This window comes from Streptomyces sp. Q2, from assembly GCF_056820935.1.
On sequence record NZ_JBXEJE010000011.1, the window covers coordinates 92384 to 112612 of the forward strand.

Below are 20229 nucleotides of genomic sequence, written 5' to 3' on the forward strand. Positions count from 1 at the left end.
TTCCTTTGCAAGCTGTTACGAACCGGACAGCGCCGACATGGCCCGCTTCGTGACGTCCGCCACCTTCCCCATCGCGGAGACCGTGGTCACAAGGCCCTGGGCCTTGTAGTAGTCGATGATCGGCTCGGTCTGCGTGTGGTAGACCTCCAGCCGCCGGCGCACCGTGTCCTCACTGTCGTCATCACGCTGGTAGAGCTCACCACCGCACACATCGCACACGCCCTCCGCCGCGGACGCGTTGTACGTGACGTGGAACACGTGCGCCGAGTCGTTGCGGCAGATCCGCCGGCCGGCGATCCGCTTGACGACTTCCTCCTCGGGGACCTCCAGGTCCAGCACCGCGTCGATCTTCATGTCCCCTTCACGCAGCATCTCGTCGAGCGCCTCCGCCTGGGCGACGTTCCGCGGGAAGCCGTCGAGGAGGAAGCCCCCGACCGCGTCCGGCTGCTGCATACGGTCGCGCGCCATACCGATGGTGACCTCGTCGGGCACCAGCTGTCCCGCGTCCATGTAGGACTTCGCACGCAGCCCGAGCTCTGTGCCCTGGCTGATGTTCGCGCGGAACAGGTCGCCCGTGGAGATGTGCGGGATCGACAGGTTCTTGGCGAGGAACGCGGCCTGCGTTCCCTTACCGGCACCTGGCGGCCCGACGAGGACGATACGCATCAGCGGAGGAACCCTTCGTAATTGCGCTGCTGGAGCTGGCCCTCGATCTGCTTCACCGTTTCGAGACCGACACCCACGATGATCAGGATGCTGGTCCCGCCGAACGGGAAGTTCTGGTCTGCCTCGAAACCAGCCAACGCCATCGTCGGGACGAGAGCGATCAGACCCAAATACAGCGAACCCGGCCAGGTGATCCGGTTGAGCACGTACGACAGGTACTCAGCGGTCGGTCGGCCAGCCCGGATGCCCGGGATGAAGCCACCATACTTCTTCATGTTGTCCGCGACTTCCTCGGGGTTGAACGAGATGGCCACGTAGAAGAAGGCGAAGAAGACGATCAGGAGGAAGTAGAGGGTGATGTGCGCCGGAGCGTTCGGCTTCGCGAGGTTCTGTTCGATCCAGGTCTTCCAGCCGGCGTTGCCACCGGCGAACTGCGCGATCAGTGCCGGGATGTAGAGCAGCGACGAGGCAAAGATCACAGGGATGATGCCCGCCTGGTTGACCTTCAGCGGAATGTACGTCGACGTGCCGCCGTAGGACCTCCGGCCGATCATGCGCTTCGCGTACTGCACCGGAATACGCCGCTGGGCCTGCTCGACGAAGACGACGAGGCCGATCATCACCAGGCCGATGAGACACACGATGCCGAACTCGATCCAGCCGCCGGCCAGGGAGCCCTGCTCCTTGATGGCCCACAGCCCTGCCGGGAAGGTCGCGGCGATCGAGATGAACATCAGGATCGACATGCCGTTGCCGATGCCGCGGTCGGTGATGAGCTCACCGAGCCACATAACGGTGGCCGTACCGGCGGTCATGGTGATGACCATCACCATGGTGGTGAAGATCGAGCGGTCCGGGACGACCTGGCTGGCGACCGAACAATTGGCAAAGAGTGAGCCGCTACGGGCGGTGGCGACGAGGCCGGTGCCCTGGAGGATGGCGAGCGCCACGGTCAGGTACCGGGTGTACTGCGTGATCTTCGCCGTACCGGACTGCCCCTCCTTCTTGAGAGCTTCCAGGCGCGGGATCACCACGGTCAGCAGCTGAAGGATGATGCTCGCCGTGATGTACGGCATGATGCCGAGCGCAAAGATCGTGATCTGCAGCAGCGCGCCGCCACTGAACATGTTGATCAGGCCGAAGATGCCCGAGGTGGCGTTCGCCTGGTCGATGCAGGTCTGGACAGCCCTGTAGTCGACGCCTGGGATCGGAATGTGGGTACCGATCCGGTACACCACGATGATGCCGAGCGTGAAGAGCAGCTTCTTGCGCAGGTCGGGCGTCTTGAACGCCCGGGCGAACGCGGTGAGCACGGTGCCTCCTGCGACCCCCGCGCTACTGCGTCAAGGGTGACGGTCTTGAGGTTCGACTGATAGGGACGACTTAGCTAACGGTCAACTGCCGCTCAGAGTGCCTCACAAGAAGCACTCAGTAAAAGTGGGCAGTGCAGGCCACCTTACCCGCGAGACCGCCCCCTTGGAACGACCGACCGGGGATACCCCATTTGTGGGGTATCCCCGGTCGGGATCGATCAAGTCATCGAGACGTCTGAGGTGTTCAGACGAGCTCGGTGACGGTACCGCCGGCGGCGGCGATCTTCTCCTTGGCGGAGCCGGAGACGGCGTCGACCGTCACCTGCAGCGCCACGGAGACCTCGCCCTGGCCGAGGACCTTGACAAGGCTGTTCTTGCGAACGGCACCCTTGGCGACGAGCCCCTCGACGGTGACCTCGCCACCCTCCGGGTACAGCGACGCCAGCTTGTCGAGGTTCACGACCTGGTACTCGGTCTTGAACGGGTTCTTGAAGCCCTTGAGCTTCGGGAGACGCATGTGGAGCGGCGTCTGGCCACCCTCGAAGTTCTCCGGAACCTGGTAACGGGCCTTCGTGCCCTTGGTACCACGACCGGCCGTCTTACCCTTCGACGCCTCACCACGACCGACACGGGTCTTGGCGGTCTTGGCGCCCGGGGCGGGACGGAGGTTGTGGATCTTGAGCGGGTTGTTCTCCGCCATGATCAGTCGACCTCCTCGACCGTCACGAGGTGGCGGACGGTGTGCACCATGCCGCGGAACTCGGGACGATCCTCCTTGACGACCTGCGTGTTGATGCCCTTGAGACCAAGGGAACGCAGGGTGTCACGGTGGTTCTGCTTGCTGCCGATGTACGACTTCGTCTGCGTGATCTTGAGCTGAGCCATTACGCAGCACCAGCCCCGGCACGCGCACGCAGCAGAGCCGCGGGAGCGACGTCCTCGAGCGGCAGACCGCGGCGGGCCGCGACCTCCTCGGGACGCTGAAGGCCCTTCAGGGCCGCCACGGTCGCGTGCACGATGTTGATCGCGTTCGACGAGCCGAGCGACTTCGACAGGATGTCGTGGATACCGGCGCACTCGAGCACGGCACGCACCGGACCACCGGCGATAACGCCGGTACCCGGGGACGCGGGCTTGAGCAGCACGACGCCGGCAGCCTTCTCACCCGTGATCGGGTGCGGGATGGTGCCCTGGATACGGGGGACCTTGAAGAAGTGCTTCTTGGCCTCCTCAACACCCTTGGCGATGGCGGCCGGCACCTCCTTGGCCTTGCCGTAACCGACACCCACGGTGCCGTCACCATCGCCCACCACGACCAGCGCGGTGAAGCTGAAGCGACGACCACCCTTCACAACCTTGGCGACACGATTGATCGCGACGACGCGCTCAACGTAAGCGGTCTTCTCGGCGGCAGCTGCGCCGCCGTCACGGCCCTTCCGGTCCCGCCGCTCGCCGCCACCGGCACCGCCACCGCGGCGCTGGGGTCCAGCCATTGGAATTACCTCTCTCTGTTTCCGCTAGCTACGGAACCGGCTCAGAACTTCAGTCCGGCTTCGCGGGCGGCGTCCGCCAGGGCGGCAATGCGCCCGGCGTACTGGTTGCCACCACGGTCGAATACGACAGCCTCGACACCGGCGGCCTTGGCGCGCTCGGCGACCAGGGCGCCGACCTGCTTGGCCTGCGCCGACTTGTCGCCCTCCGCACCGCGGATCGAGGTGTCCAGGGTGGACGCCGACGCAAGGGTGTGCCCCTTGAGGTCGTCGATCACCTGGGCCACGATGTGGCGGTTCGAGCGGGTCACGACCAGACGAGGACGCTCCGCCGTTCCGTTGATCGACTTGCGGATCCGGATGTGGCGGCGCTTGATCGCGGCGCGCTTGTAGGCGTCGCCCTTGAGGATCTTCTGTCCGTATGCCATGGCTTACTTACCCGCCTTTCCGACCTTGCGGCGGATGACTTCGCCCTCGTACTTGACGCCCTTGGCCTTGTACGGGTCGGGCTTGCGCAGCTTGCGGATGTTGGCCGCAACCTCGCCGACCTTCTGCTTGTCGATGCCCTCGACCTGGAAGCGGGTCGGGTTCTCCACCTTGAAGGTGATTCCCTCGGGCGCCTCGACGGTGATCGGGTGGCTGTAGCCCAGAGCGAACTCGAGGTTCGATCCCTTGGCCTGTACGCGGTAACCGACACCGCTGATCTCGAGCTTCTTCACGTAACCCTCGGTCACGCCGGTGATCATGTTCGCCACCAGCGTGCGGGACAGGCCGTGCAGGGCCTTGTTCTGACGCTCGTCGTTGGGGCGGGTGACGTTGAGTACGCCGTCCTCACCCTTGGCGATGTCGATCGGCGCAGCGACGGTGTGGGTCAGCGAGCCCTTGGGGCCCTTGACCGAGACCGTACGGCCGTCGATGGTGACGTCCACGCCGGCGGGAACCGTGATGGGGAGCTTGCCAATACGCGACATAGCTGTTTCCTCCGTTCCCTTCCGTTACCAGACGTAGGCGAGAACTTCTCCGCCTACGCCCTTCTTGCCGGCCTGCTTGTCGGTGAGGAGACCGTGCGACGTGGAGATGATCGCCACGCCGAGGCCGCCGAGCACCTTGGGCAGGTTGGTGGACTTCGCGTACACCCGGAGACCGGGCTTGGAGATCCGCTTGATGCCCGCGATGGAGCGCTCACGGTTCGGGCCGAACTTCAGCTCGAGAACGAGGTTCTTGCCGACCTCGGCGTCCTCGACCTTCCAGCCCGTGATGAAGCCCTCCTGCTGGAGGATCTCCGCGATGTGCGACTTGATCTTCGATGCCGGCATCGTCACGGAGTCGTGGTATGCCGAGTTCGCGTTCCGCAGACGCGTAAGCATGTCTGCGATCGGATCAGTCATGGTCATGAATTGGCCTTCGGCCTCTCTCGCCGGGGTTTCCTGGTGCGCCATCCCTCTCCCCGATCCGAGACGGGGCGGGTGCGGCGCGGTGGACCTACGGCGTAGTAAGTCGTACGGGCGACCATCAGGCGCCCAACCCTCCAAGCCTAAGCCATGAAGGGGTGGGCGCCTGACACGCCCATTGCTTACCGAGAGCTCCGGAAATCCCTGATTAGGGGGATTACCAGGAGCTCTTGGTCACGCCCGGCAGCTCGCCACGGTGAGCCATCTCACGAAGGCACACGCGGCACAGGCCGAACTTGCGGTACACGGAGTGCGGACGGCCGCAGCGCTGGCAGCGCGTGTAGCCGCGTACTCCGAACTTGGGCTTACGAGCAGCCTTGGCAATCAGAGCCTTCTTCGCCATCTCGCTCACGCCTCCTTGAAGGGGAAGCCGAGGTGACGAAGGAGCGCGCGGCCCTCAGCGTCGTTGGTCGCCGTGGTGACCACGGTGATGTCCATACCCCGGACGCGGTCGATCTTGTCCTGGTCGATCTCGTGGAACATGACCTGCTCGGTGAGACCGAAGGTGTAGTTGCCACGACCGTCGAACTGCTTGGGAGACAGGCCGCGGAAGTCGCGGATGCGCGGCAGCGCGAGCGACAGGGTGCGGTCCAGGAACTCCCACATGCGGTCGCCACGAAGCGTGACGTGGGCACCGATCGGCTGACCCTCACGCAGCTTGAACTGCGCGATGGACTTGCGGGCCTTGGTGACGGCCGGCTTCTGACCGGTGATGGTCGTCAGGTCCCGGACGGCACCGTCCATGAGCTTCGAGTCACGGGCGGCGTCGCCGACACCCATGTTGACCACGATCTTGACCAGGCCGGGGATCTGCATGACGTTCTCGTACGAGAACTCTTCCTGCAGCTTGGCCTGGATCTCCTCGCGGTACCTCGTCTTCAGACGCGGAGTGGTGGTGGTCGTCATCAGATGTCCTCACCCGTCCGCTTGGCAACGCGGATCTTGTTGCCCTCGTCGTCGAAGCGGTAACCGACACGCGTGACGACCTTGTTGCCGTCCTTCTCCACGACGAGCTGAACGTTGCTCACGTGAACAGGGGCCTCGGTCGTGACGATGCCACCGGCCTGCGAACCCTTGGCGGTCGGGCCGGCCTTGGTGTGCTTCTTGACCCGGTTGACACCCTCGACCAGGACACGGTCCTCGCGGGGGAAGGCCGCGATGACCTTGCCCTGCTTGCCCTTGTCCTTACCGGTGATGACCTGGACCAGGTCGCCCTTCTTGATCTTCATGCTTACAGCACCTCCGGCGCGAGCGAGATGATCTTCATGAACTTCTTCTCGCGCAGCTCACGGCCGACAGGGCCGAAGATACGGGTGCCGCGAGGGTCGCCGTCGTTCTTCAGAATGACGGCGGCGTTCTCGTCGAAGCGGATGTACGAGCCGTCCGGACGGCGGCGCTCCTTGACGGTGCGAACGATGACCGCCTTGACGACGTCACCCTTCTTCACGTTGCCACCGGGGATCGCGTCCTTGACGGTGGCGACGATGACGTCACCGATGCCCGCGTAGCGGCGACCGGAGCCACCGAGCACACGGATGCAAAGGATTTCCTTCGCACCAGTGTTGTCGGCGACACGCAGTCGCGACTCCTGCTGGATCACGTCTATCTCCTGTTTGTCTGCCGGTTCCCGGCGAGCTCCGTAAGTGACTTACGGAGCTCGCCGAGCCTGGCGGAACTGTCCTGCGGGGTTTGCCCCGCAGGAAATTACTTGGCCTTCTCGAGGATCTCGACGACGCGCCAGCGCTTCGTGGCGGACAGCGGACGCGTCTCCATGAGGAGGACGCGGTCGCCGACGCCGGCAGCGTTCTGCTCGTCGTGCGCCTTGAGCTTGTTCGTACGGCGGATGACCTTGCCGTACAGCGCGTGCTTGACGCGGTCCTCGACGGCGACGACGACGGTCTTGTCCATCTTGTCGCCGACGACCAGACCCTCACGGGTCTTGCGGAAGCCGCGGGCCTCTGCGGTCTGCTCAGTCACGTTGCTCTCACTCATCAGGCGCTCTCCACCGTCTCGATGCCCAGCTCGCGCTCACGCATCAGGGTGTAGATCCGCGCGATGTCCTTACGGACGGCCTTGAGCCGACCGTGGTTCTCGAGCTGACCGGTCGCCGCCTGGAAGCGGAGGTTGAACAGCTCTTCCTTGGCTTCGCGAAGCTTCGCGAGAAGCTCCTCGTCACCCAGTTCGCGCAGCTCGGACGCCTTGGTACCGGCCGACATCACGCTTCACCTGCCTCGCGCTTGACGATCCGGCACTTCATCGGCAGCTTGTGAGCGGCGCGAGTCAGGGCCTCACGGGCGATCTTCTCGTTGGGGTAGGACAGTTCGAACATGACCCGTCCCGGGTGCACGTTCGCGATCCACCACTCCGGCGAACCCTTACCGGAACCCATGCGGGTCTCGGCAGGCTTCTTCGTGAGCGGGCGGTCCGGGTAGATGTTGATCCAGACCTTGCCGCCACGCTTGATGTGGCGGGTCATCGCGATACGGGCCGCCTCGATCTGGCGGTTGGTCACGTACGCCGGCGTGAGGGCCTGAATGCCGTACTCGCCGAACGCGACCGTCGTACCACCCTTGGCCTGACCGCGGCGCTTCGGGTGGTGCTGCTTGCGGTGCTTGACCCGTCGGGGGATCAGCATGTCGGTCAGGCCTCCGTTCCGGTGCTCTCAGCCGGAGCGGCAGCCGGAGCGTCGGCCTTGGGGGCCTCGGCAGCGGGAGCCTGCTGCGGCTTGCGACCGCGACCGCCGCGCTCGCCACCACGGCCACCACGGGCCGGGCGGTCGGCGCCGCCGCCACCACGGGCCGGGCGGTTGCCGGCGCGGGCTGCGGCGTTCTCGGCGCGGACCTCGGCGATGTTCTTGACGTCGCCCTTGTAGATCCAGACCTTCACGCCGATGCGGCCGAAGGTCGTCTTGGCCTCGAAGAAGCCGTAGTCCACGTTCGCACGGAGCGTGTGCAGGGGCACACGGCCCTCGCGGTAGAACTCCGAGCGGGACATCTCGGCGCCGCCGAGGCGGCCACCGCACTGGATCTTGATGCCCTTGGCGCCGGCCTTCATCGTGCCCTGCATGCTCTTACGCATGGCGCGACGGAAGGAGACGCGGGAGGAGAGCTGCTCGGCGACGGCCTGGGCAACCAGCTGAGCGTCGGTCTCGGGGCTCTTGACCTCGAGGATGTTCAGCTGGACCTGCTTGCCCGTGAGCTTCTCGAGGTCACCGCGGATGCGGTCGGCCTCGGCGCCACGGCGGCCGATGACGATGCCCGGACGGGCCGTGTGGATGTCCACACGGACGCGGTCACGGGTGCGCTCGATCTCCACCTTCGAGATGCCGGCGCGCTCCATGCCGGACGTCATCATCCGACGGATGGCGACGTCTTCCTTGACGTAGTCCTTGTACAGCTTGTCGGCGTACCAACGGGACTTGAAGTCCGTGGTGATGCCGAGCCGGAACCCATGCGGGTTAACCTTCTGGCCCATTACCGGGTTCCTTCCTTGCTGCTGACGACCACGGTGATGTGGCTGGTCCGCTTGCGGATCCGGTAGGCGCGGCCCTGGGCACGCGGACGGAACCGCTTCAGGGTCGGACCCTCGTCGACGTACGCCTCGGAGATGACGAGGCTGCCGGCGTCGGTGTGGTCGTAGTTGTGTGCGGCGTTGGCAATGGCGCTGTCAAGCACCTTGCCGACCGGCACGCTCGCGGCCTGCGGGGCGAAACGCAGGACCGCCTGAGCCTCCGTGGCGTCCATGCCACGGATAAGGTCCACCACTCGGCGGGCCTTCATGGGCGTAACGCGGATGTACCGCGCCTGGGCCCTGGCTTCCATGGTTGTCCTTCCAGTGTCTGTCATGGTCATTCCACCCCGCGTTAGCGGCGCTTCGACTTCCGGTCGTCCTTGACGTGACCCCGGAAGGTGCGCGTCGGCGAGAACTCGCCGAGCTTGTGGCCGACCATCGACTCGGTGACAAACACCGGAATGTGGGTCTTGCCGTTGTGCACCGCGATCGTGTGGCCCAGCATGGCCGGGACGATCATCGAGCGACGGGACCAGGTCTTGATGACGTTCTTGGAACCCGCTTCGTTCTGGACGTCCACCTTCTTGATCAGGTGGTCGTCGACGAAGGGCCCCTTCTTGAGACTGCGCGGCATCTAAACCCGCTCCTAGCGCTTCTTGTTCGTCTTGCGGCGGCGGACGATGTACTTGTTCGAAGCCTTCTTCGGCGAACGAGTACGACCCTCCTTCTGACCCCACGGCGAGACCGGGTGGCGACCACCGGAGGTCTTGCCCTCACCACCACCGTGCGGGTGGTCAACCGGGTTCATCGCCACACCGCGAACGGTCGGGCGGACGCCGAGCCAGCGCTTGCGGCCGGCCTTGCCCCAGTTGATGTTGCTCTGCTCGGCGTTGCCGACCTCGCCGACCGTGGCGCGGCAGCGCTGGTCGACCAGGCGGATCTCACCGGAGGGCATACGAAGGTGGGCCATCGTGCCCTCCTTCGCCAGCAGCTGCACCGAGGCGCCGGCGGAGCGGGCGAACTTGGCGCCGCCACCGGGACGGATCTCGATCGCGTGGATCGTGGTACCGACCGGGATGTTGCGGAGCGCCAGGTTGTTGCCCGGCTTGATGTCGGCCCCGGGACCGTTCTCGACGCGGTCACCCTGCTGCAGGTTGCGCGGGGCGAGGATGTAGCGCTTCTCGCCGTCCGCGTAGTGCAGCAGCGCGATGCGCGCGGTGCGGTTGGGGTCGTACTCGATGTGCGCGACCTTCGCCGGCACGCCGTCCTTGTCGTGACGACGGAAGTCGATCACTCGGTAGGCGCGCTTGTGTCCGCCACCCTGGTGGCGAACGGTCACACGACCGGAATTGTTACGGCCGCCCTTGCTGTGCAGGGGGCGAACCAGCGACTTCTCCGGCGTGGACCGCGTGACCTCGACGAAGTCGGCGACGCTGGAGCCACGACGGCCCGGCGTAGTCGGCTTGTACTTGCGGATTCCCATTTCTCAGTCCTCGTCCGATATCGGACGATCCGGACCGCCGTCAGGCGGTCGGACCGCCGAAGATGTCGATACGGTCGCCCTCAGCGAGGGTCACAATCGCGCGCTTGGAGCCGGCACGCTGACCGAAGCCGGTCTTGGTGCGCTTGCGCTTGCCGATGCGGTTGATCGTGTTGACCCCGGTGACCTTGACCGAGAAGACCGCCTGGACGGCCTGCTTGATCTGGGTCTTGTTGGCGCCCGGGGCGACGATGAACGTGTACTTGCCCTCGTCGAGAAGCGCGTAGCTCTTCTCGGACACGACCGGCTTGAGCAGGATGTCACGGTGGTCCGTGAACGACTTGCTCACCGGGGTGACGACGGTGTTCTTGCCCTCGGTCTCGTGGCGACGCGCCTTGGCGACGCGCGCGACCTTCTTGGCCTTGGCGGCCTTCGAGGCGATGCTCGGGTGACGCGTAGCCATCAGGCTTCGCTCCCTTCGGTGTCAGCGTCCGACCTCGACGGGGCACCAGACACGAAGGACTCGAAAGCGGCCTGGGTGAAGACCACGTCGTCCGAGACGAGAACGTCGTACGTGTTCAGCTGGCCCGGCTCCAGAATGTGGATCTGGGGCAGGTTGCGGGCGGACAGCCACGCGGCCTCGTCGGCGCGGTCGATGACCAGGAGCAGGTTCTTGCGCTCCGAGATCTTGCCGAACAGCGTCCGAGCGGCCTTCGTCGACGGGTTCTCACCCTCGATGACGCCGGAGACGACGTGGATGCGGTTGTGGCGGGCCCGGTCGGTGAGGGCGTGACGCAGAGCGGCAGCCTTCATCTTCTTCGGGGTCCGCTGCGAGTAGTCACGCGGCTGCGGGCCGTGGACGACGCCACCGCCTGCGAACTGCGGCGCGCGGGTCGAACCCTGGCGGGCGCGGCCGGTGCCCTTCTGGCGGTACGGCTTCTTGCCGCCACCGCGGACTTCGCCGCGGCGCTTGGTCTTGTGCGTGCCCTGACGGGCAGCGGCGTTCTGCGCGACGACGACCTGGTGGATCAGCGGGATGCTGATCTTCTCCACGCCGAAGATCTCCGCGGGGAGCTCGACGCTTCCGGTCTTCTCGCCTGCAGGCGAAAGGATGTCAACAGTGCTCATCGGTTACCTCAGGCCCCCTTGGCCGCAGTGCGGACCAGGACGAGGCCGCCGTTCGGACCGGGAACCGCGCCCTTGATGAGCAGCAGACCCTTCTCCGCGTCAACGGCGTGGACGGTCAGGTTCTGGGTGGTGACACGCTCATTGCCCATACGACCCGCCATGCGGAGGCCCTTGAACACGCGGCCAGGGGTGGCGCAGCCACCGATGGAACCGGGAGAGCGGTGCTTGCGCTGGGTGCCGTGTCCGGCGCCGAGGCCCTTGAAGTTGTGACGCTTCATGACACCGGCGAAGCCCTTGCCCTTGCTCTTGCCGGTCACGTCGACCTTGATGCCGGCCTCGAACACCTCAGCGGTGATCTCCTGGCCGAGGGTGTACTCGCTGGCGTCAGCGGTACGGATCTCGACGAGGTGGCGGCGGGGAGTGACGTCGGCCTTGGCGAAGTGACCCTTGAGGGGCTTGTTCACCTTGCGAGGGTCGATCTCGCCGAAGGCGATCTGGACCGACTCGTAGCCGTCGGAGTCATTCGTACGGACCTGGGTCACGACGTTGGGGCCGGCCTTGACGACGGTGACGGGAACAACTCGGTTGTTCTCGTCCCACACCTGCGTCATGCCGAGCTTCTCGCCCAGGATGCCCTTGATCTGCTTAGCCATTCTCAGATCACCGGCCCCTAGAGCTTGATCTCGATGTCGACACCGGCCGGGAGGTCGAGTCGCATCAGAGAGTCAACGGTCTTGGGCGTCGGGTCGAGGATGTCGATCAGGCGCTTGTGCGTGCGCATCTCGAAGTGCTCGCGCGAGTCCTTGTACTTGTGCGGCGACTTGATGACGCAGTACACGTTCTTCTCAGTGGGCAGCGGCACCGGGCCCGCGACCGACGCACCAGTACGCGTCACCGTCTCGACGATCTTCTTCGCCGAGCTGTCGATGACCTCGTGGTCGTAGGCCTTGAGCCGGATGCGGATCTTCTGTCCCGCCATGGCTACTAGTAGTCCTGTCTCTCGTTTAACGCTCTGGAACCCGATGTTCCGAACACTTCGCTCCTCCGACCCACGCGGTCGGGTGTGTCGCGCTCTCACTGACACAGAGGTCCCATCTCTGGAACTTCCCTGCTGGGAAAGCACGGCCCTTCCGGAACCGCAAGCCGAGGGTGAAGACCCACCGGGCGCCTGGCCGGCGCTGCACTGACACTTCCCGAAAGATTCCCGTACGTCCGCCCCAGCGCTGCCACCTGGCAGTTGGGGCGACGAGTACTGTGGGACTCGCTTCCGGTCCTCCCGGCGGGAGGCGCGCAGCATCAACACTCGACCGAGCAACTCCGACAGTCTGCCATATGGGGCAGGTGCCTGGCCAATCGAGCCGGAGACAATACCCCGCACGTGACGCAGGTCAAACCCTGTGGGGGTGCCGGCGGGCCTGCGCCAAGATCGTCAACGGGCGCACCGCACGGGAGCACGACGGCAATCCGGCCTCCGACGCACCGGCACCCGGCCTGCCGGCCGACGCCTAGACGACGTCGACGATCCGGCTGCCGACCGTGCGCCGCCCTGAGGACACCCCGCCGGCCCAAGCCCTCGCAGCGCGCTCCGCATCACGCTGGAGCCGTTCAAGAGACCGGTCCGGACCCAGTGACGCCCACCCGGCGCCGGGACGCTCCCGGACTGCCCGGGCCCCGGGACCACAGGCGCGGAGCGTGAACCTCAGGCCGGTCCGCGTGCGTTCCGCATCCGCGCGAACGACGTGTCCAGCCCCCGCTTCACCATCCCGGCCACCGGCCGCTCCACGAACCGGTGCACCAGCCAGCTCAGCACCAGGAACCCGGCGAGCACCACGGCCACCAGCACCCGGGCGTCCATCGTGTCCCGCAAGCGGTTGATCAGCGTCGTACCGGCCGCGTAGTGCGTCAGGTACAGCGGATACGTCAACGCACCCGCCGTCACCAGCCACTTCCCCCGCACGCGGTCCGTCGCGCCGAGCGCGATGGCGACCATGGCCAGCAGGAACACGGTGAAGACCAGCACGCTCCCCCGCCAGCCGGAGACATGCTCCACCTCGCCGATCCGCAGGCCCAGCTCCCGCTGCCCCATCAGCCACGCCATCGAGAGGATGCCCCACAACAACAGGTCCTGTCCGAAGCGGTGCATGAGGTAGAGGGCGAGGCCCGCGATGAAGTACCAGGCGCCGTCGGGGTTGGCCAGCAGCTCCAGCAGGGGCAGCCCGGAGACCGGCGCGAGCATCGCGGCGGCGCCCCAGACGCAGCAGAAGACGACGACCTTCCGGTACGTCAGCCCGGTGGCGACGACGAGCAGGAAGAGCAGGTAGAAGCGCAGCTCCGACCAGAGGGTCCAGTAGACGCCGTCGACGTTCATGACGCCCGAACCGGACTGCAGCATCGTGAGGTTGAGGAGTACGTCCCTCGCGCGCAGGCGGTCCCAGACGCCCGGCAGGGCCACCAGCACGGCCGTGGTGAAGGCGACGGCGAACCAGTACGCGGGGTAGAGCCGTATCACCCGCGACACGAAGAACTGCCGCGGCGTGCGCCCCCAGCAGGACATGCAGATCACGAACCCGCTGATCACGAAGAAGATCTCGACGCCGATCCAGCCGTAGGAGGCGAAGCGGAACACCGTGGGCATGATGTCGGACACCGGCCGGTCCCAGATCGCGTTGCCCGGCTGGTCGGCGCGGTGGGTGCCGGCGTAGTGGTGGACGGCGACCATCAGGGCGGCGAGCAGACGGATGCCGTCGACGGCGTACAGCCGGCGGTCCGCCCTCTCGCGTACGACGGCTCGGTGGCCCGCTCCGCCGGGCCGTGGCGGCCGCCGCGGCCCGGGCACGGCGAGCGGCGGCAACGGCTGCTGCAGCGTGCCGCCCAGGCCCGCCACCCGCGTCGGGATCGTCGTTCTGCCGTCCGCACCACGCATCGGCACCAGTCAGTCCGTCCTCATGGGGAAACCCGGAATGGGGAAGCTCGAAGAACTCCGGCCGAGCGGCCTCGGCCGCCGCTCACGCTACGACCGCCACAACCGGCCCACAGAGAACAGACAAGAACATTCCGTGCCACCCGCGACACGGAGTTGCCCGAAACCTCGCCGACGCGTCCCACAGCGTTCGGCAACACTTCACCTGGCACCCATGACCGACCAACTCCCCTGCCGACGGCGGACGTTCAGCCATGGCCTCCCCCCATGACCCTCACCACCCCGCCCCGCCCGCTCGACGTGACGGCCCACTCCCCCGAGCTCGCGCCCCTCGCCCCTCGCCCCTCGCCCCTCGCCCCTCGCCCCTCGCCCGTACGGCTGCATCCCCGCCCAGGCGTCCACCGCGGCGGACAGCTGGATGGTGGGCCGCTCGCTGTGGCCGGCCCACGGGCCGTGGCGCACCTGCCCGGACCACGGCGGCCCCGCGCAGCTCGCCACGCCCCGAGGACGTACGGCTGCGGCGGCGGAGCCTGCGCGAGGCTCGGAAGCCGGCCGCGGGAGGACAGGACGGCCCTGCTGACCCCGGAGGAACGCGCGATCGTCGACCGCGTCCGGCAGACGACGCGGATCCCCCTGGACGGCCCTCTGCGGCCCGCTCGCCGTCGAGACCGCTGCTGCCCGTCGCCCAGCTCACGCCCGACCGCCCCCGCCCAGGACTCCCCCGCCCCGCCCTGCGCCGACGCCCGGCCCTCCGGCCCTCCGGCCCGGCTCGGCACCGAGACGCACCACGGCCTCCACACAGCGAAGAGGCCCGTACGACCGAAGTCGTACGGGCCCCTTCAGGAGCTCAGCTCAGGCTGGAGCTACCAGGTCAGATCAACGGACTTACTTGTTGATCTTGGTGACCTGGCCGGCGCCCACGGTCCGGCCACCCTCACGGATGGCGAACTTCAGGCCCTCTTCCATGGCGACGGGCTGGATGAGCTCCACCTTCATCTCGGTGTTGTCACCCGGCATGACCATCTCGGTGCCCTCGGGGAGGGTCACGACGCCGGTCACGTCCGTCGTACGGAAGTAGAACTGCGGACGGTAGTTGTTGAAGAAGGGGGTGTGACGGCCACCCTCGTCCTTCGACAGGATGTAGGCCTGGGCCTCGAACTCGGTGTGCGGGGTGACCGAGCCCGGCTTGATGATGACCTGGCCGCGCTCGACGTCCTCGCGCTTGATGCCACGAAGCAGCAGACCGACGTTCTCACCGGCCTGGCCCTCGTCGAGCAGCTTGCGGAACATCTCGATACCGGTGACCGTGGTGGTGGTCTTGTCCTGCTTGATGCCGATGATGTCAACGGTCTCGTTGACCTTCAGGACACCGCGCTCGATACGGCCGGTGACGACCGTACCGCGACCGGTGATCGTGAAGACGTCCTCGACGGGCATGAGGAACGGCTTGTCGACGTCACGCTCGGGGGTGGGGATCGCCTCGTCGACGGCGGCCATCAGGTCCAGGACCGACTGGCCCCACTCCTTGTCGCCCTCGAGCGCCTTGAGCGCCGAGACCTTGACGACCGGCAGGTCGTCGCCCGGGAACTCGTACTCGGAGAGGAGCTCACGGACCTCGAGCTCGACGAGCTCCAGGATCTCCTCGTCGTCCACCATGTCGGCCTTGTTCAGGGCGACGACGATGTACGGAACGCCGACCTGGCGGGCCAGGAGCACGTGCTCCTTGGTCTGCGGCATCGGGCCGTCGGTCGCGGCGACAACGAGGATGGCGCCGTCCATCTGCGCCGCACCCGTGATCATGTTCTTGATGTAGTCCGCGTGACCGGGGCAGTCGACGTGGGCGTAGTGACGCGTCTCCGTCTGGTACTCGACGTGCGCGATCGAGATCGTGATACCGCGCTGGCGCTCCTCAGGAGCCTTGTCGATCTGGTCGAAGGCCGAGGCCTCGTTCAGGTCCGGGTACGCGTCGTGCAGCACCTTGGTAATGGCGGCCGTGAGGGTCGTCTTACCGTGGTCGATGTGACCGATGGTGCCGATGTTGACGTGCGGCTTAGTCCGCTCGAACTTCGCCTTCGCCACTGGGGTCCTCCTGGGAGTGGTTCTGGTACGCCTTACTTCATCGGCGCCAGGTGATCTTTGCTGGATGGCCCGGATCCTTCGGGGCATTCCCTCCGCCATTGCGGCGGAATGCCCCGCGAGGCTCCGGAGTCAAGCCTACGGCGTGTGAACGCGGTGCGTTACTCGCCCTTGGCCTTCGCGATGATCTCCTCGGCGACGTTCCGCGGAACCTCGGCGTAGGAGTCGAACTGCATCGAGTAGCTTGCGCGACCCGAGGTCTTGCTGCGGAGGTCTCCGACGTAGCCGAACATCTCCGAGAGGGGCACGAGGCCCTTCACGACGCGGGCACCGGCCCGCTCCTCCATGGCCTGGATCTGACCACGGCGGGAGTTGATGTCGCCGATGACCTCACCCATGTAGTCCTCGGGCGTGGTGACCTCGACGGCCATCATCGGCTCGAGCAGCACGGGGCTGGCCTTGCGGGCGGCCTCCTTGAAGGCCTGCGAACCGGCGATCTTGAACGCGAGCTCGGAGGAGTCGACCTCGTGGTAGCCACCGTCGATCAGCGTGACGCGCACGCCGGTCATCTCGTAGCCGGCCAGGATGCCGAACTGCATGGCCTCCTGCGCACCGGCGTCCACCGAAGGGATGTACTCCCTCGGGATACGGCCACCGGTGACCTTGTTCACGAACTCGTACGCCGGACCGTCGGCCTCGGTGATGGGCTCGATCGCGATCTGCACCTTGGCGAACTGACCGGTACCACCGGTCTGCTTCTTGTGGGTGTAGTCCACGCGCTCGACGGCCTTGCGGATCGTCTCACGGTAGGCGACCTGCGGCTTACCGACGTTGGCCTCGACCCGGAACTCGCGCTTCATACGGTCGACCAGCACCTCGAGGTGCAGCTCGCCCATACCGCCGAGGATGGTCTGGCCCGTCTCCTCGTCCGAGTGAACGTGGAAGGAGGGGTCCTCCTCCGCGAGACGCTGGATGGCTACACCCAGCTTCTCCTGGTCACCCTTGGACTTGGGCTCGATGGCGACCTGGATGACCGGCGCCGGGAAGTCCATGGACTCCAGGATCACCGGGTTCTTGTCATCGCAGAGCGTCTCACCGGTCGTGGTCTGCTTCAGCCCCATGACGGCGACGATGTCACCGGCGCCCACCGCTTCGATCTCCTCACGCTTGTTCGCGTGCATGCGGTAGATCTTGCCGATGCGCTCCTTCTTGCCCTTGACGGAGTTCAGCACGGCGGTGCCGGTCTCCAGGCGGCCCGAGTACACCCGGACGAAGGTGAGCTTGCCCAGGTGCGGGTCGCTCATGATCTTGAACGCCAGGGCGGACAGCGGCTCGTCCACGGACGGCTTGCGCTTGACGACCAGCTCGGGGTCCTTCACGTCGTGGCCCTCGATGGCCTCGACGTCGAGCGGGGTCGGCAGGTAGCGCACGACCGCGTCGAGCAGGGGCTGGACGCCCTTGTTCTTGAACGCGGTACCGCAGAACACCGGGGTGACCGTGATGCCGTCGGACTTGCCGGACGTGATGGTGATACGACGGATCGCGGCGTACAGCTGCTCCTCGGTGGGCTCCTGGCCCTCCAGGAACAGCTCCATGATCTCGTCGTCGTTCTCCGCGACGGTCTCGACCAGCCGGCCGCGGTACTCCTCGGCAGCCTCGACGTGCGTGGCGGGGATGTCGACGACGTCGTACATCTCGCCCTTCGCCGCCTCGGCGGACCACACGAGCGCCTTCATGCGGACCAGGTCCACAACGCCCTTGAAGTCCATCTCGGCACCGATGGGCAGCTGCATGATGATCGGCACGGCACCGAGCCGGTCCTTGATCATGTCCACACAACGGTGGAACTCCGCGCCGGTACGGTCCAGCTTGTTCACGAAGCAGATGCGCGGCACACCGTAACGGTCGGCCTGACGCCACACCGTCTCGGACTGCGGCTCGACACCGGCGACACCGTCGAACACCGTGACGGCACCGTCGAGGACGCGCAGCGAGCGCTCCACCTCGACCGTGAAGTCGACGTGGCCCGGGGTGTCGATGATGTTGATCGTGTAGTCGTTGTCCTCAAGCGGCCAGTGACAGGTGGTGGCAGCAGAGGTGATCGTGATGCCACGCTCCTGCTCCTGCTCCATCCAGTCCATGGTGGCAGCGCCGTCGTGGACCTCACCGATCTTGTAGCTGACGCCGGTGTAGAAGAGGATCCGCTCGGTGGTGGTCGTCTTGCCCGCGTCGATGTGGGCCATGATCCCGATGTTGCGGACCTTGGCCAGGTCAAGTGAAGTGGTAGCCATAAGGCTTTCGTCTTCTCTCGGTCTCGATGTGGGTAGCGACTACCAGCGGTAGTGCGCGAAGGCCTTGTTGGACTCGGCCATCTTGTGGGTGTCCTCGCGCTTCTTCACAGCGGCACCAAGGCCGTTGGAGGCGTCGAGAAGCTCGTTGAGCAGACGCTCGGTCATCGTCTTCTCGCGACGGGCGCGGGAGTAACCGACGAGCCAGCGCAGCGCGAGCGTGTTGGCGCGACCGGGCTTGACCTCGATCGGAACCTGGTACGTCGCACCACCGACACGGCGGGACTTGACCTCGAGGGTCGGCTTGATGTTCTCCAGCGCGCGCTTCAGCGTGATGACCGGGTCATTGCTGGTCTTCTCGCGCAGGCCCTCCATGGCGCCGTACACGATGCGCTCGGCGGTGGAGCGCTTGCCGTTCAGCAGCACCTTGTTGATGAGGGAGGTCACCAGAGGAGAACCGTAGACCGGGTCGATGATGACCGGGCGCTTCGGGGCGGGGCCCTTACGAGGCATTTCTACTTCTCCTTCTTGGCGCCGTAGCGGCTGCGGGCCTGCTTGCGGTTCTTGACACCCTGGGTGTCGAGCGAACCGCGGATGATCTTGTAGCGAACACCGGGCAGGTCCTTCACACGACCGCCACGCACGAGCACGATGGAGTGCTCCTGCAGGTTGTGCCCCTCACCCGGAATGTAAGCGGTGACCTCGATCCCGCTGGTCAGACGCACACGCGCGACCTTACGCAGGGCCGAGTTCGGCTTCTTCGGGGTGGTCGTGAACACACGCGTGCAGACGCCGCGACGCTGAGGGGAACCCTCGAGTGCGGGCGTCTTGTTCTTCTCGACCTTGTCCTGCCGGCCCTTCCGGACCAGCTGCTGGATCGTAGGCACTACTTCTCCGGTTTCTGTGTGCCGAATGGTGAAGCTAACCTGGAACGTCGCCGACCCACGCGGTCGGGTGTGTCGAATGCTGCAGACCCCCGCCGCAAGGCAGAAAGAGCGCAGATTACGGTGGCCAGTGACGGCTCCCTATGTGCGGTTGAAGGCACGCACGAGAGCCAGGGCACACCCCAGGCACAAGGTCTGAGCGTACCTACCTCATTCGCTGTGGTCAAAACAAATGGGGCCCACCCCCATACCCAAGCGGCGCATGTCATACCCATGCACCGCCCGTGATCTTCGAATCGACGATCCGGACCGCTCCCCGACGGCAGTTCCCGATCTTCGAAACCCGGCCTCACGGAAGCCGCACACGCCGCCCTGCGGGCACTCAGCCGGTCGCGAGGGCCACCGCGAACAACAGCGCCAGCACGGCCGCCCAGACACCGGTGGACAGCCAGCCCAGCACCAGCCCGGTCAGCGCGAGCCCGTCACCGCCCTCCCCCGTGCGCTGGATCTCCGCACGCGCCGCATGCCCCAGGACCACCGCCGGGATGCCCGTGAGCCCGAACGTGGCCAGACAGAGCACACCGCACAGCGCCGAGCCGACCGCCTTCCCGTTCGTCCGCGGCCGCGCCACCGGCAGAAACGTCGCCGGCACGGCAGGCACGCCCCCCGGCCGCGGCACCGGCCCCAGAGGCAGGTCCGCGACCACCAACGCCAGCTCACCGACCGTACGGGCCGCGTACGCCCGCGCCACCCGCCGGTCGAACTCGGACTTCTCCAGCCGCCCCTCGCCGTAGCCCGCTCTGAGCACGTCCACGGCACGCTCCCGGTCGGCGTGCGAGGCCAGCATGGACGGGGCGCTGTGGCCCTGCCAGGGCTGCGGAAGGCCCTGTCCAGGCTGCCAGGGTTGCCACGACGGATTCGACACCGAGCACCTCCCCGATCCCCGAGGGTCCCTCCATGATGCGCCGAACCGCCGTTTCCGGCACAGACCGCGTCGCCGGACCCGTCGTCGGACGCGCCGAG

29 protein-coding genes are annotated in these 20229 nt (G+C 66.4%); all 29 read right to left on the reverse strand.

From position 1 onward, the window contains the following. Positions 1-15: 15 nt before the first annotated feature. Positions 16-666 carry an adenylate kinase gene (locus ACWBNA_RS14100; RefSeq protein ID WP_482704685.1) on the reverse strand — a complete coding sequence of 217 codons (651 nt, stop codon included), beginning with the start codon at positions 664-666 and terminating at the stop codon, positions 16-18. Next, positions 666-1979 carry a preprotein translocase subunit SecY gene (gene secY / locus ACWBNA_RS14105; protein WP_482704686.1) on the reverse strand — a complete coding sequence of 438 codons (1314 nt, stop codon included), beginning with the start codon at positions 1977-1979 and terminating at the stop codon, positions 666-668. Before secY ends, ACWBNA_RS14100 begins: the two co-directional genes overlap by 1 nt. A gap of 244 nt (positions 1980-2223) precedes the next feature. Further along, on the reverse strand, positions 2224-2679 hold the full coding sequence (gene rplO / locus ACWBNA_RS14110) for a 50S ribosomal protein L15 (protein ID WP_482704687.1): 456 nt from the start codon (positions 2677-2679) through the stop codon (positions 2224-2226). A 2-nt stretch (positions 2680-2681) separates the two neighbouring features. After that, a complete protein-coding gene (gene rpmD / locus ACWBNA_RS14115; RefSeq protein WP_005481207.1) occupies positions 2682-2864 on the reverse strand; it encodes a 50S ribosomal protein L30 in 183 nt (60 codons plus the stop codon). Continuing rightward, positions 2864-3472, reverse strand: a complete 609-nt coding sequence (rpsE, locus tag ACWBNA_RS14120) for a 30S ribosomal protein S5 (protein ID WP_217237693.1) — start codon at positions 3470-3472, stop codon at positions 2864-2866. Before rpsE ends, rpmD begins: the two co-directional genes overlap by 1 nt. A 41-nt stretch (positions 3473-3513) precedes the next feature. Then, positions 3514-3897 (reverse strand): 50S ribosomal protein L18, encoded by a 384-nt coding sequence (gene rplR, locus ACWBNA_RS14125; protein WP_053753923.1) that lies wholly within the window; start codon positions 3895-3897, stop codon positions 3514-3516. A 3-nt stretch (positions 3898-3900) separates the two neighbouring features. Continuing rightward, complete coding sequence (gene rplF / locus ACWBNA_RS14130; protein WP_383866009.1) at positions 3901-4440, reverse strand: 50S ribosomal protein L6; 540 nt, start codon at positions 4438-4440, stop codon at positions 3901-3903. Positions 4441-4464: 24 nt separating this feature from the next. Further along, positions 4465-4863, reverse strand: a complete 399-nt coding sequence (gene rpsH / locus ACWBNA_RS14135; RefSeq protein ID WP_007384075.1) for a 30S ribosomal protein S8 — start codon at positions 4861-4863, stop codon at positions 4465-4467. 214 nt (positions 4864-5077) lie between these two features. Further along, positions 5078-5263 (reverse strand): type Z 30S ribosomal protein S14, encoded by a 186-nt coding sequence (locus ACWBNA_RS14140; RefSeq protein WP_003948630.1) that lies wholly within the window; start codon positions 5261-5263, stop codon positions 5078-5080. A gap of 5 nt (positions 5264-5268) precedes the next feature. Continuing rightward, positions 5269-5826 (reverse strand): 50S ribosomal protein L5, encoded by a 558-nt coding sequence (rplE, locus tag ACWBNA_RS14145; RefSeq protein WP_482704688.1) that lies wholly within the window; start codon positions 5824-5826, stop codon positions 5269-5271. Beyond that, entirely contained in the window at positions 5826-6149 is a 324-nt protein-coding gene (gene rplX / locus ACWBNA_RS14150) for a 50S ribosomal protein L24 (protein WP_006376030.1), read from the reverse strand. Before rplX ends, rplE begins: the two co-directional genes overlap by 1 nt. A 2-nt stretch (positions 6150-6151) precedes the next feature. Next, the gene (gene rplN, locus ACWBNA_RS14155; protein WP_003998823.1) at positions 6152-6520 is read right to left on the reverse strand and encodes a 50S ribosomal protein L14; all 369 of its coding nucleotides are present in this window, start codon (positions 6518-6520) and stop codon (positions 6152-6154) included. Positions 6521-6624: 104 nt separating this feature from the next. Next, a complete protein-coding gene (rpsQ, locus tag ACWBNA_RS14160) occupies positions 6625-6912 on the reverse strand; it encodes a 30S ribosomal protein S17 (protein ID WP_217237696.1) in 288 nt (95 codons plus the stop codon). Then, on the reverse strand, positions 6912-7136 hold the full coding sequence (gene rpmC, locus ACWBNA_RS14165; RefSeq protein ID WP_003998824.1) for a 50S ribosomal protein L29: 225 nt from the start codon (positions 7134-7136) through the stop codon (positions 6912-6914). Before rpmC ends, rpsQ begins: the two co-directional genes overlap by 1 nt. After that, positions 7136-7555 carry a 50S ribosomal protein L16 gene (gene rplP, locus ACWBNA_RS14170; RefSeq protein WP_004927269.1) on the reverse strand — a complete coding sequence of 140 codons (420 nt, stop codon included), beginning with the start codon at positions 7553-7555 and terminating at the stop codon, positions 7136-7138. The genes rpmC and rplP overlap by 1 nt, the downstream gene beginning before the upstream one ends. 5 nt (positions 7556-7560) lie before the next feature. Continuing rightward, positions 7561-8394, reverse strand: a complete 834-nt coding sequence (gene rpsC / locus ACWBNA_RS14175) for a 30S ribosomal protein S3 (protein WP_217237697.1) — start codon at positions 8392-8394, stop codon at positions 7561-7563. After that, complete coding sequence (gene rplV, locus ACWBNA_RS14180; protein WP_006604878.1) at positions 8394-8741, reverse strand: 50S ribosomal protein L22; 348 nt, start codon at positions 8739-8741, stop codon at positions 8394-8396. Before rplV ends, rpsC begins: the two co-directional genes overlap by 1 nt. Before the next feature lie 41 nt (positions 8742-8782). Further along, the gene (gene rpsS / locus ACWBNA_RS14185; RefSeq protein WP_030619138.1) at positions 8783-9064 is read right to left on the reverse strand and encodes a 30S ribosomal protein S19; all 282 of its coding nucleotides are present in this window, start codon (positions 9062-9064) and stop codon (positions 8783-8785) included. 12 nt (positions 9065-9076) lie between these two features. Continuing rightward, positions 9077-9913 carry a 50S ribosomal protein L2 gene (gene rplB, locus ACWBNA_RS14190; RefSeq protein WP_097285858.1) on the reverse strand — a complete coding sequence of 279 codons (837 nt, stop codon included), beginning with the start codon at positions 9911-9913 and terminating at the stop codon, positions 9077-9079. Between the two features lie 40 nt (positions 9914-9953). After that, positions 9954-10373 (reverse strand): 50S ribosomal protein L23, encoded by a 420-nt coding sequence (gene rplW / locus ACWBNA_RS14195; protein ID WP_482704689.1) that lies wholly within the window; start codon positions 10371-10373, stop codon positions 9954-9956. Then, entirely contained in the window at positions 10373-11038 is a 666-nt protein-coding gene (rplD, locus tag ACWBNA_RS14200) for a 50S ribosomal protein L4 (protein ID WP_482704690.1), read from the reverse strand. The genes rplW and rplD overlap by 1 nt, the downstream gene beginning before the upstream one ends. An 8-nt stretch (positions 11039-11046) precedes the next feature. Further along, complete coding sequence (gene rplC / locus ACWBNA_RS14205) at positions 11047-11691, reverse strand: 50S ribosomal protein L3 (RefSeq protein ID WP_053753931.1); 645 nt, start codon at positions 11689-11691, stop codon at positions 11047-11049. 17 nt (positions 11692-11708) lie between these two features. Further along, a complete protein-coding gene (gene rpsJ, locus ACWBNA_RS14210) occupies positions 11709-12017 on the reverse strand; it encodes a 30S ribosomal protein S10 (protein WP_003948644.1) in 309 nt (102 codons plus the stop codon). Positions 12018-12737: 720 nt separating this feature from the next. Next, complete coding sequence (locus ACWBNA_RS14215; protein WP_482704783.1) at positions 12738-13961, reverse strand: acyltransferase family protein; 1224 nt, start codon at positions 13959-13961, stop codon at positions 12738-12740. A gap of 882 nt (positions 13962-14843) precedes the next feature. Continuing rightward, entirely contained in the window at positions 14844-16037 is a 1194-nt protein-coding gene (gene tuf / locus ACWBNA_RS14220; protein WP_217237702.1) for an elongation factor Tu, read from the reverse strand. A gap of 158 nt (positions 16038-16195) precedes the next feature. After that, entirely contained in the window at positions 16196-18325 is a 2130-nt protein-coding gene (gene fusA, locus ACWBNA_RS14225) for an elongation factor G (RefSeq protein ID WP_482704691.1), read from the reverse strand. A gap of 39 nt (positions 18326-18364) precedes the next feature. Further along, entirely contained in the window at positions 18365-18835 is a 471-nt protein-coding gene (gene rpsG, locus ACWBNA_RS14230) for a 30S ribosomal protein S7 (protein WP_005481264.1), read from the reverse strand. 2 nt (positions 18836-18837) lie between these two features. Continuing rightward, complete coding sequence (gene rpsL, locus ACWBNA_RS14235; RefSeq protein ID WP_003948652.1) at positions 18838-19209, reverse strand: 30S ribosomal protein S12; 372 nt, start codon at positions 19207-19209, stop codon at positions 18838-18840. Between the two features lie 379 nt (positions 19210-19588). After that, entirely contained in the window at positions 19589-20131 is a 543-nt protein-coding gene (locus tag ACWBNA_RS14240) for a DUF1707 and DUF4190 domain-containing protein (protein WP_482704692.1), read from the reverse strand. Between the last annotated feature and the right edge of the window lie 98 nt (positions 20132-20229).

What these genes read in the sequence shown, in the direction of transcription:
- ACWBNA_RS14100 (WP_482704685.1), bottom strand. Translation starts at nt 666, where the DNA reads ATGCGTATCGTCCTCGTCGGGCCGCCAGGTGCCGGTAAGGGAACGCAG.
- rplO (WP_482704687.1), bottom strand. Translation starts at nt 2,679, where the DNA reads ATGGCGGAGAACAACCCGCTCAAGATCCACAACCTCCGTCCCGCCCCG.
- rpmD (WP_005481207.1), bottom strand. Translation starts at nt 2,864, where the DNA reads ATGGCTCAGCTCAAGATCACGCAGACGAAGTCGTACATCGGCAGCAAG.
- rpsE (WP_217237693.1), bottom strand. Translation starts at nt 3,472, where the DNA reads ATGGCTGGACCCCAGCGCCGCGGTGGCGGTGCCGGTGGCGGCGAGCGG.
- rplR (WP_053753923.1), bottom strand. Translation starts at nt 3,897, where the DNA reads ATGGCATACGGACAGAAGATCCTCAAGGGCGACGCCTACAAGCGCGCC.
- rplF (WP_383866009.1), bottom strand. Translation starts at nt 4,440, where the DNA reads ATGTCGCGTATTGGCAAGCTCCCCATCACGGTTCCCGCCGGCGTGGAC.
- rpsH (WP_007384075.1), bottom strand. Translation starts at nt 4,863, where the DNA reads ATGACCATGACTGATCCGATCGCAGACATGCTTACGCGTCTGCGGAAC.
- ACWBNA_RS14140 (WP_003948630.1), bottom strand. Translation starts at nt 5,263, where the DNA reads ATGGCGAAGAAGGCTCTGATTGCCAAGGCTGCTCGTAAGCCCAAGTTC.
- rplE (WP_482704688.1), bottom strand. Translation starts at nt 5,826, where the DNA reads ATGACGACCACCACCACTCCGCGTCTGAAGACGAGGTACCGCGAGGAG.
- rplX (WP_006376030.1), bottom strand. Translation starts at nt 6,149, where the DNA reads ATGAAGATCAAGAAGGGCGACCTGGTCCAGGTCATCACCGGTAAGGAC.
- rpsQ (WP_217237696.1), bottom strand. Translation starts at nt 6,912, where the DNA reads ATGAGTGAGAGCAACGTGACTGAGCAGACCGCAGAGGCCCGCGGCTTC.
- rpmC (WP_003998824.1), bottom strand. Translation starts at nt 7,136, where the DNA reads ATGTCGGCCGGTACCAAGGCGTCCGAGCTGCGCGAACTGGGTGACGAG.
- rplP (WP_004927269.1), bottom strand. Translation starts at nt 7,555, where the DNA reads ATGCTGATCCCCCGACGGGTCAAGCACCGCAAGCAGCACCACCCGAAG.
- rpsC (WP_217237697.1), bottom strand. Translation starts at nt 8,394, where the DNA reads ATGGGCCAGAAGGTTAACCCGCATGGGTTCCGGCTCGGCATCACCACG.
- rplV (WP_006604878.1), bottom strand. Translation starts at nt 8,741, where the DNA reads ATGGAAGCCAGGGCCCAGGCGCGGTACATCCGCGTTACGCCCATGAAG.
- rpsS (WP_030619138.1), bottom strand. Translation starts at nt 9,064, where the DNA reads ATGCCGCGCAGTCTCAAGAAGGGGCCCTTCGTCGACGACCACCTGATC.
- rplB (WP_097285858.1), bottom strand. Translation starts at nt 9,913, where the DNA reads ATGGGAATCCGCAAGTACAAGCCGACTACGCCGGGCCGTCGTGGCTCC.
- rplW (WP_482704689.1), bottom strand. Translation starts at nt 10,373, where the DNA reads ATGGCTACGCGTCACCCGAGCATCGCCTCGAAGGCCGCCAAGGCCAAG.
- rplD (WP_482704690.1), bottom strand. Translation starts at nt 11,038, where the DNA reads ATGAGCACTGTTGACATCCTTTCGCCTGCAGGCGAGAAGACCGGAAGC.
- rplC (WP_053753931.1), bottom strand. Translation starts at nt 11,691, where the DNA reads ATGGCTAAGCAGATCAAGGGCATCCTGGGCGAGAAGCTCGGCATGACG.
- rpsJ (WP_003948644.1), bottom strand. Translation starts at nt 12,017, where the DNA reads ATGGCGGGACAGAAGATCCGCATCCGGCTCAAGGCCTACGACCACGAG.
- ACWBNA_RS14215 (WP_482704783.1), bottom strand. Translation starts at nt 13,961, where the DNA reads ATGCGTGGTGCGGACGGCAGAACGACGATCCCGACGCGGGTGGCGGGC.
- fusA (WP_482704691.1), bottom strand. Translation starts at nt 18,325, where the DNA reads ATGGCTACCACTTCACTTGACCTGGCCAAGGTCCGCAACATCGGGATC.
- rpsG (WP_005481264.1), bottom strand. Translation starts at nt 18,835, where the DNA reads ATGCCTCGTAAGGGCCCCGCCCCGAAGCGCCCGGTCATCATCGACCCG.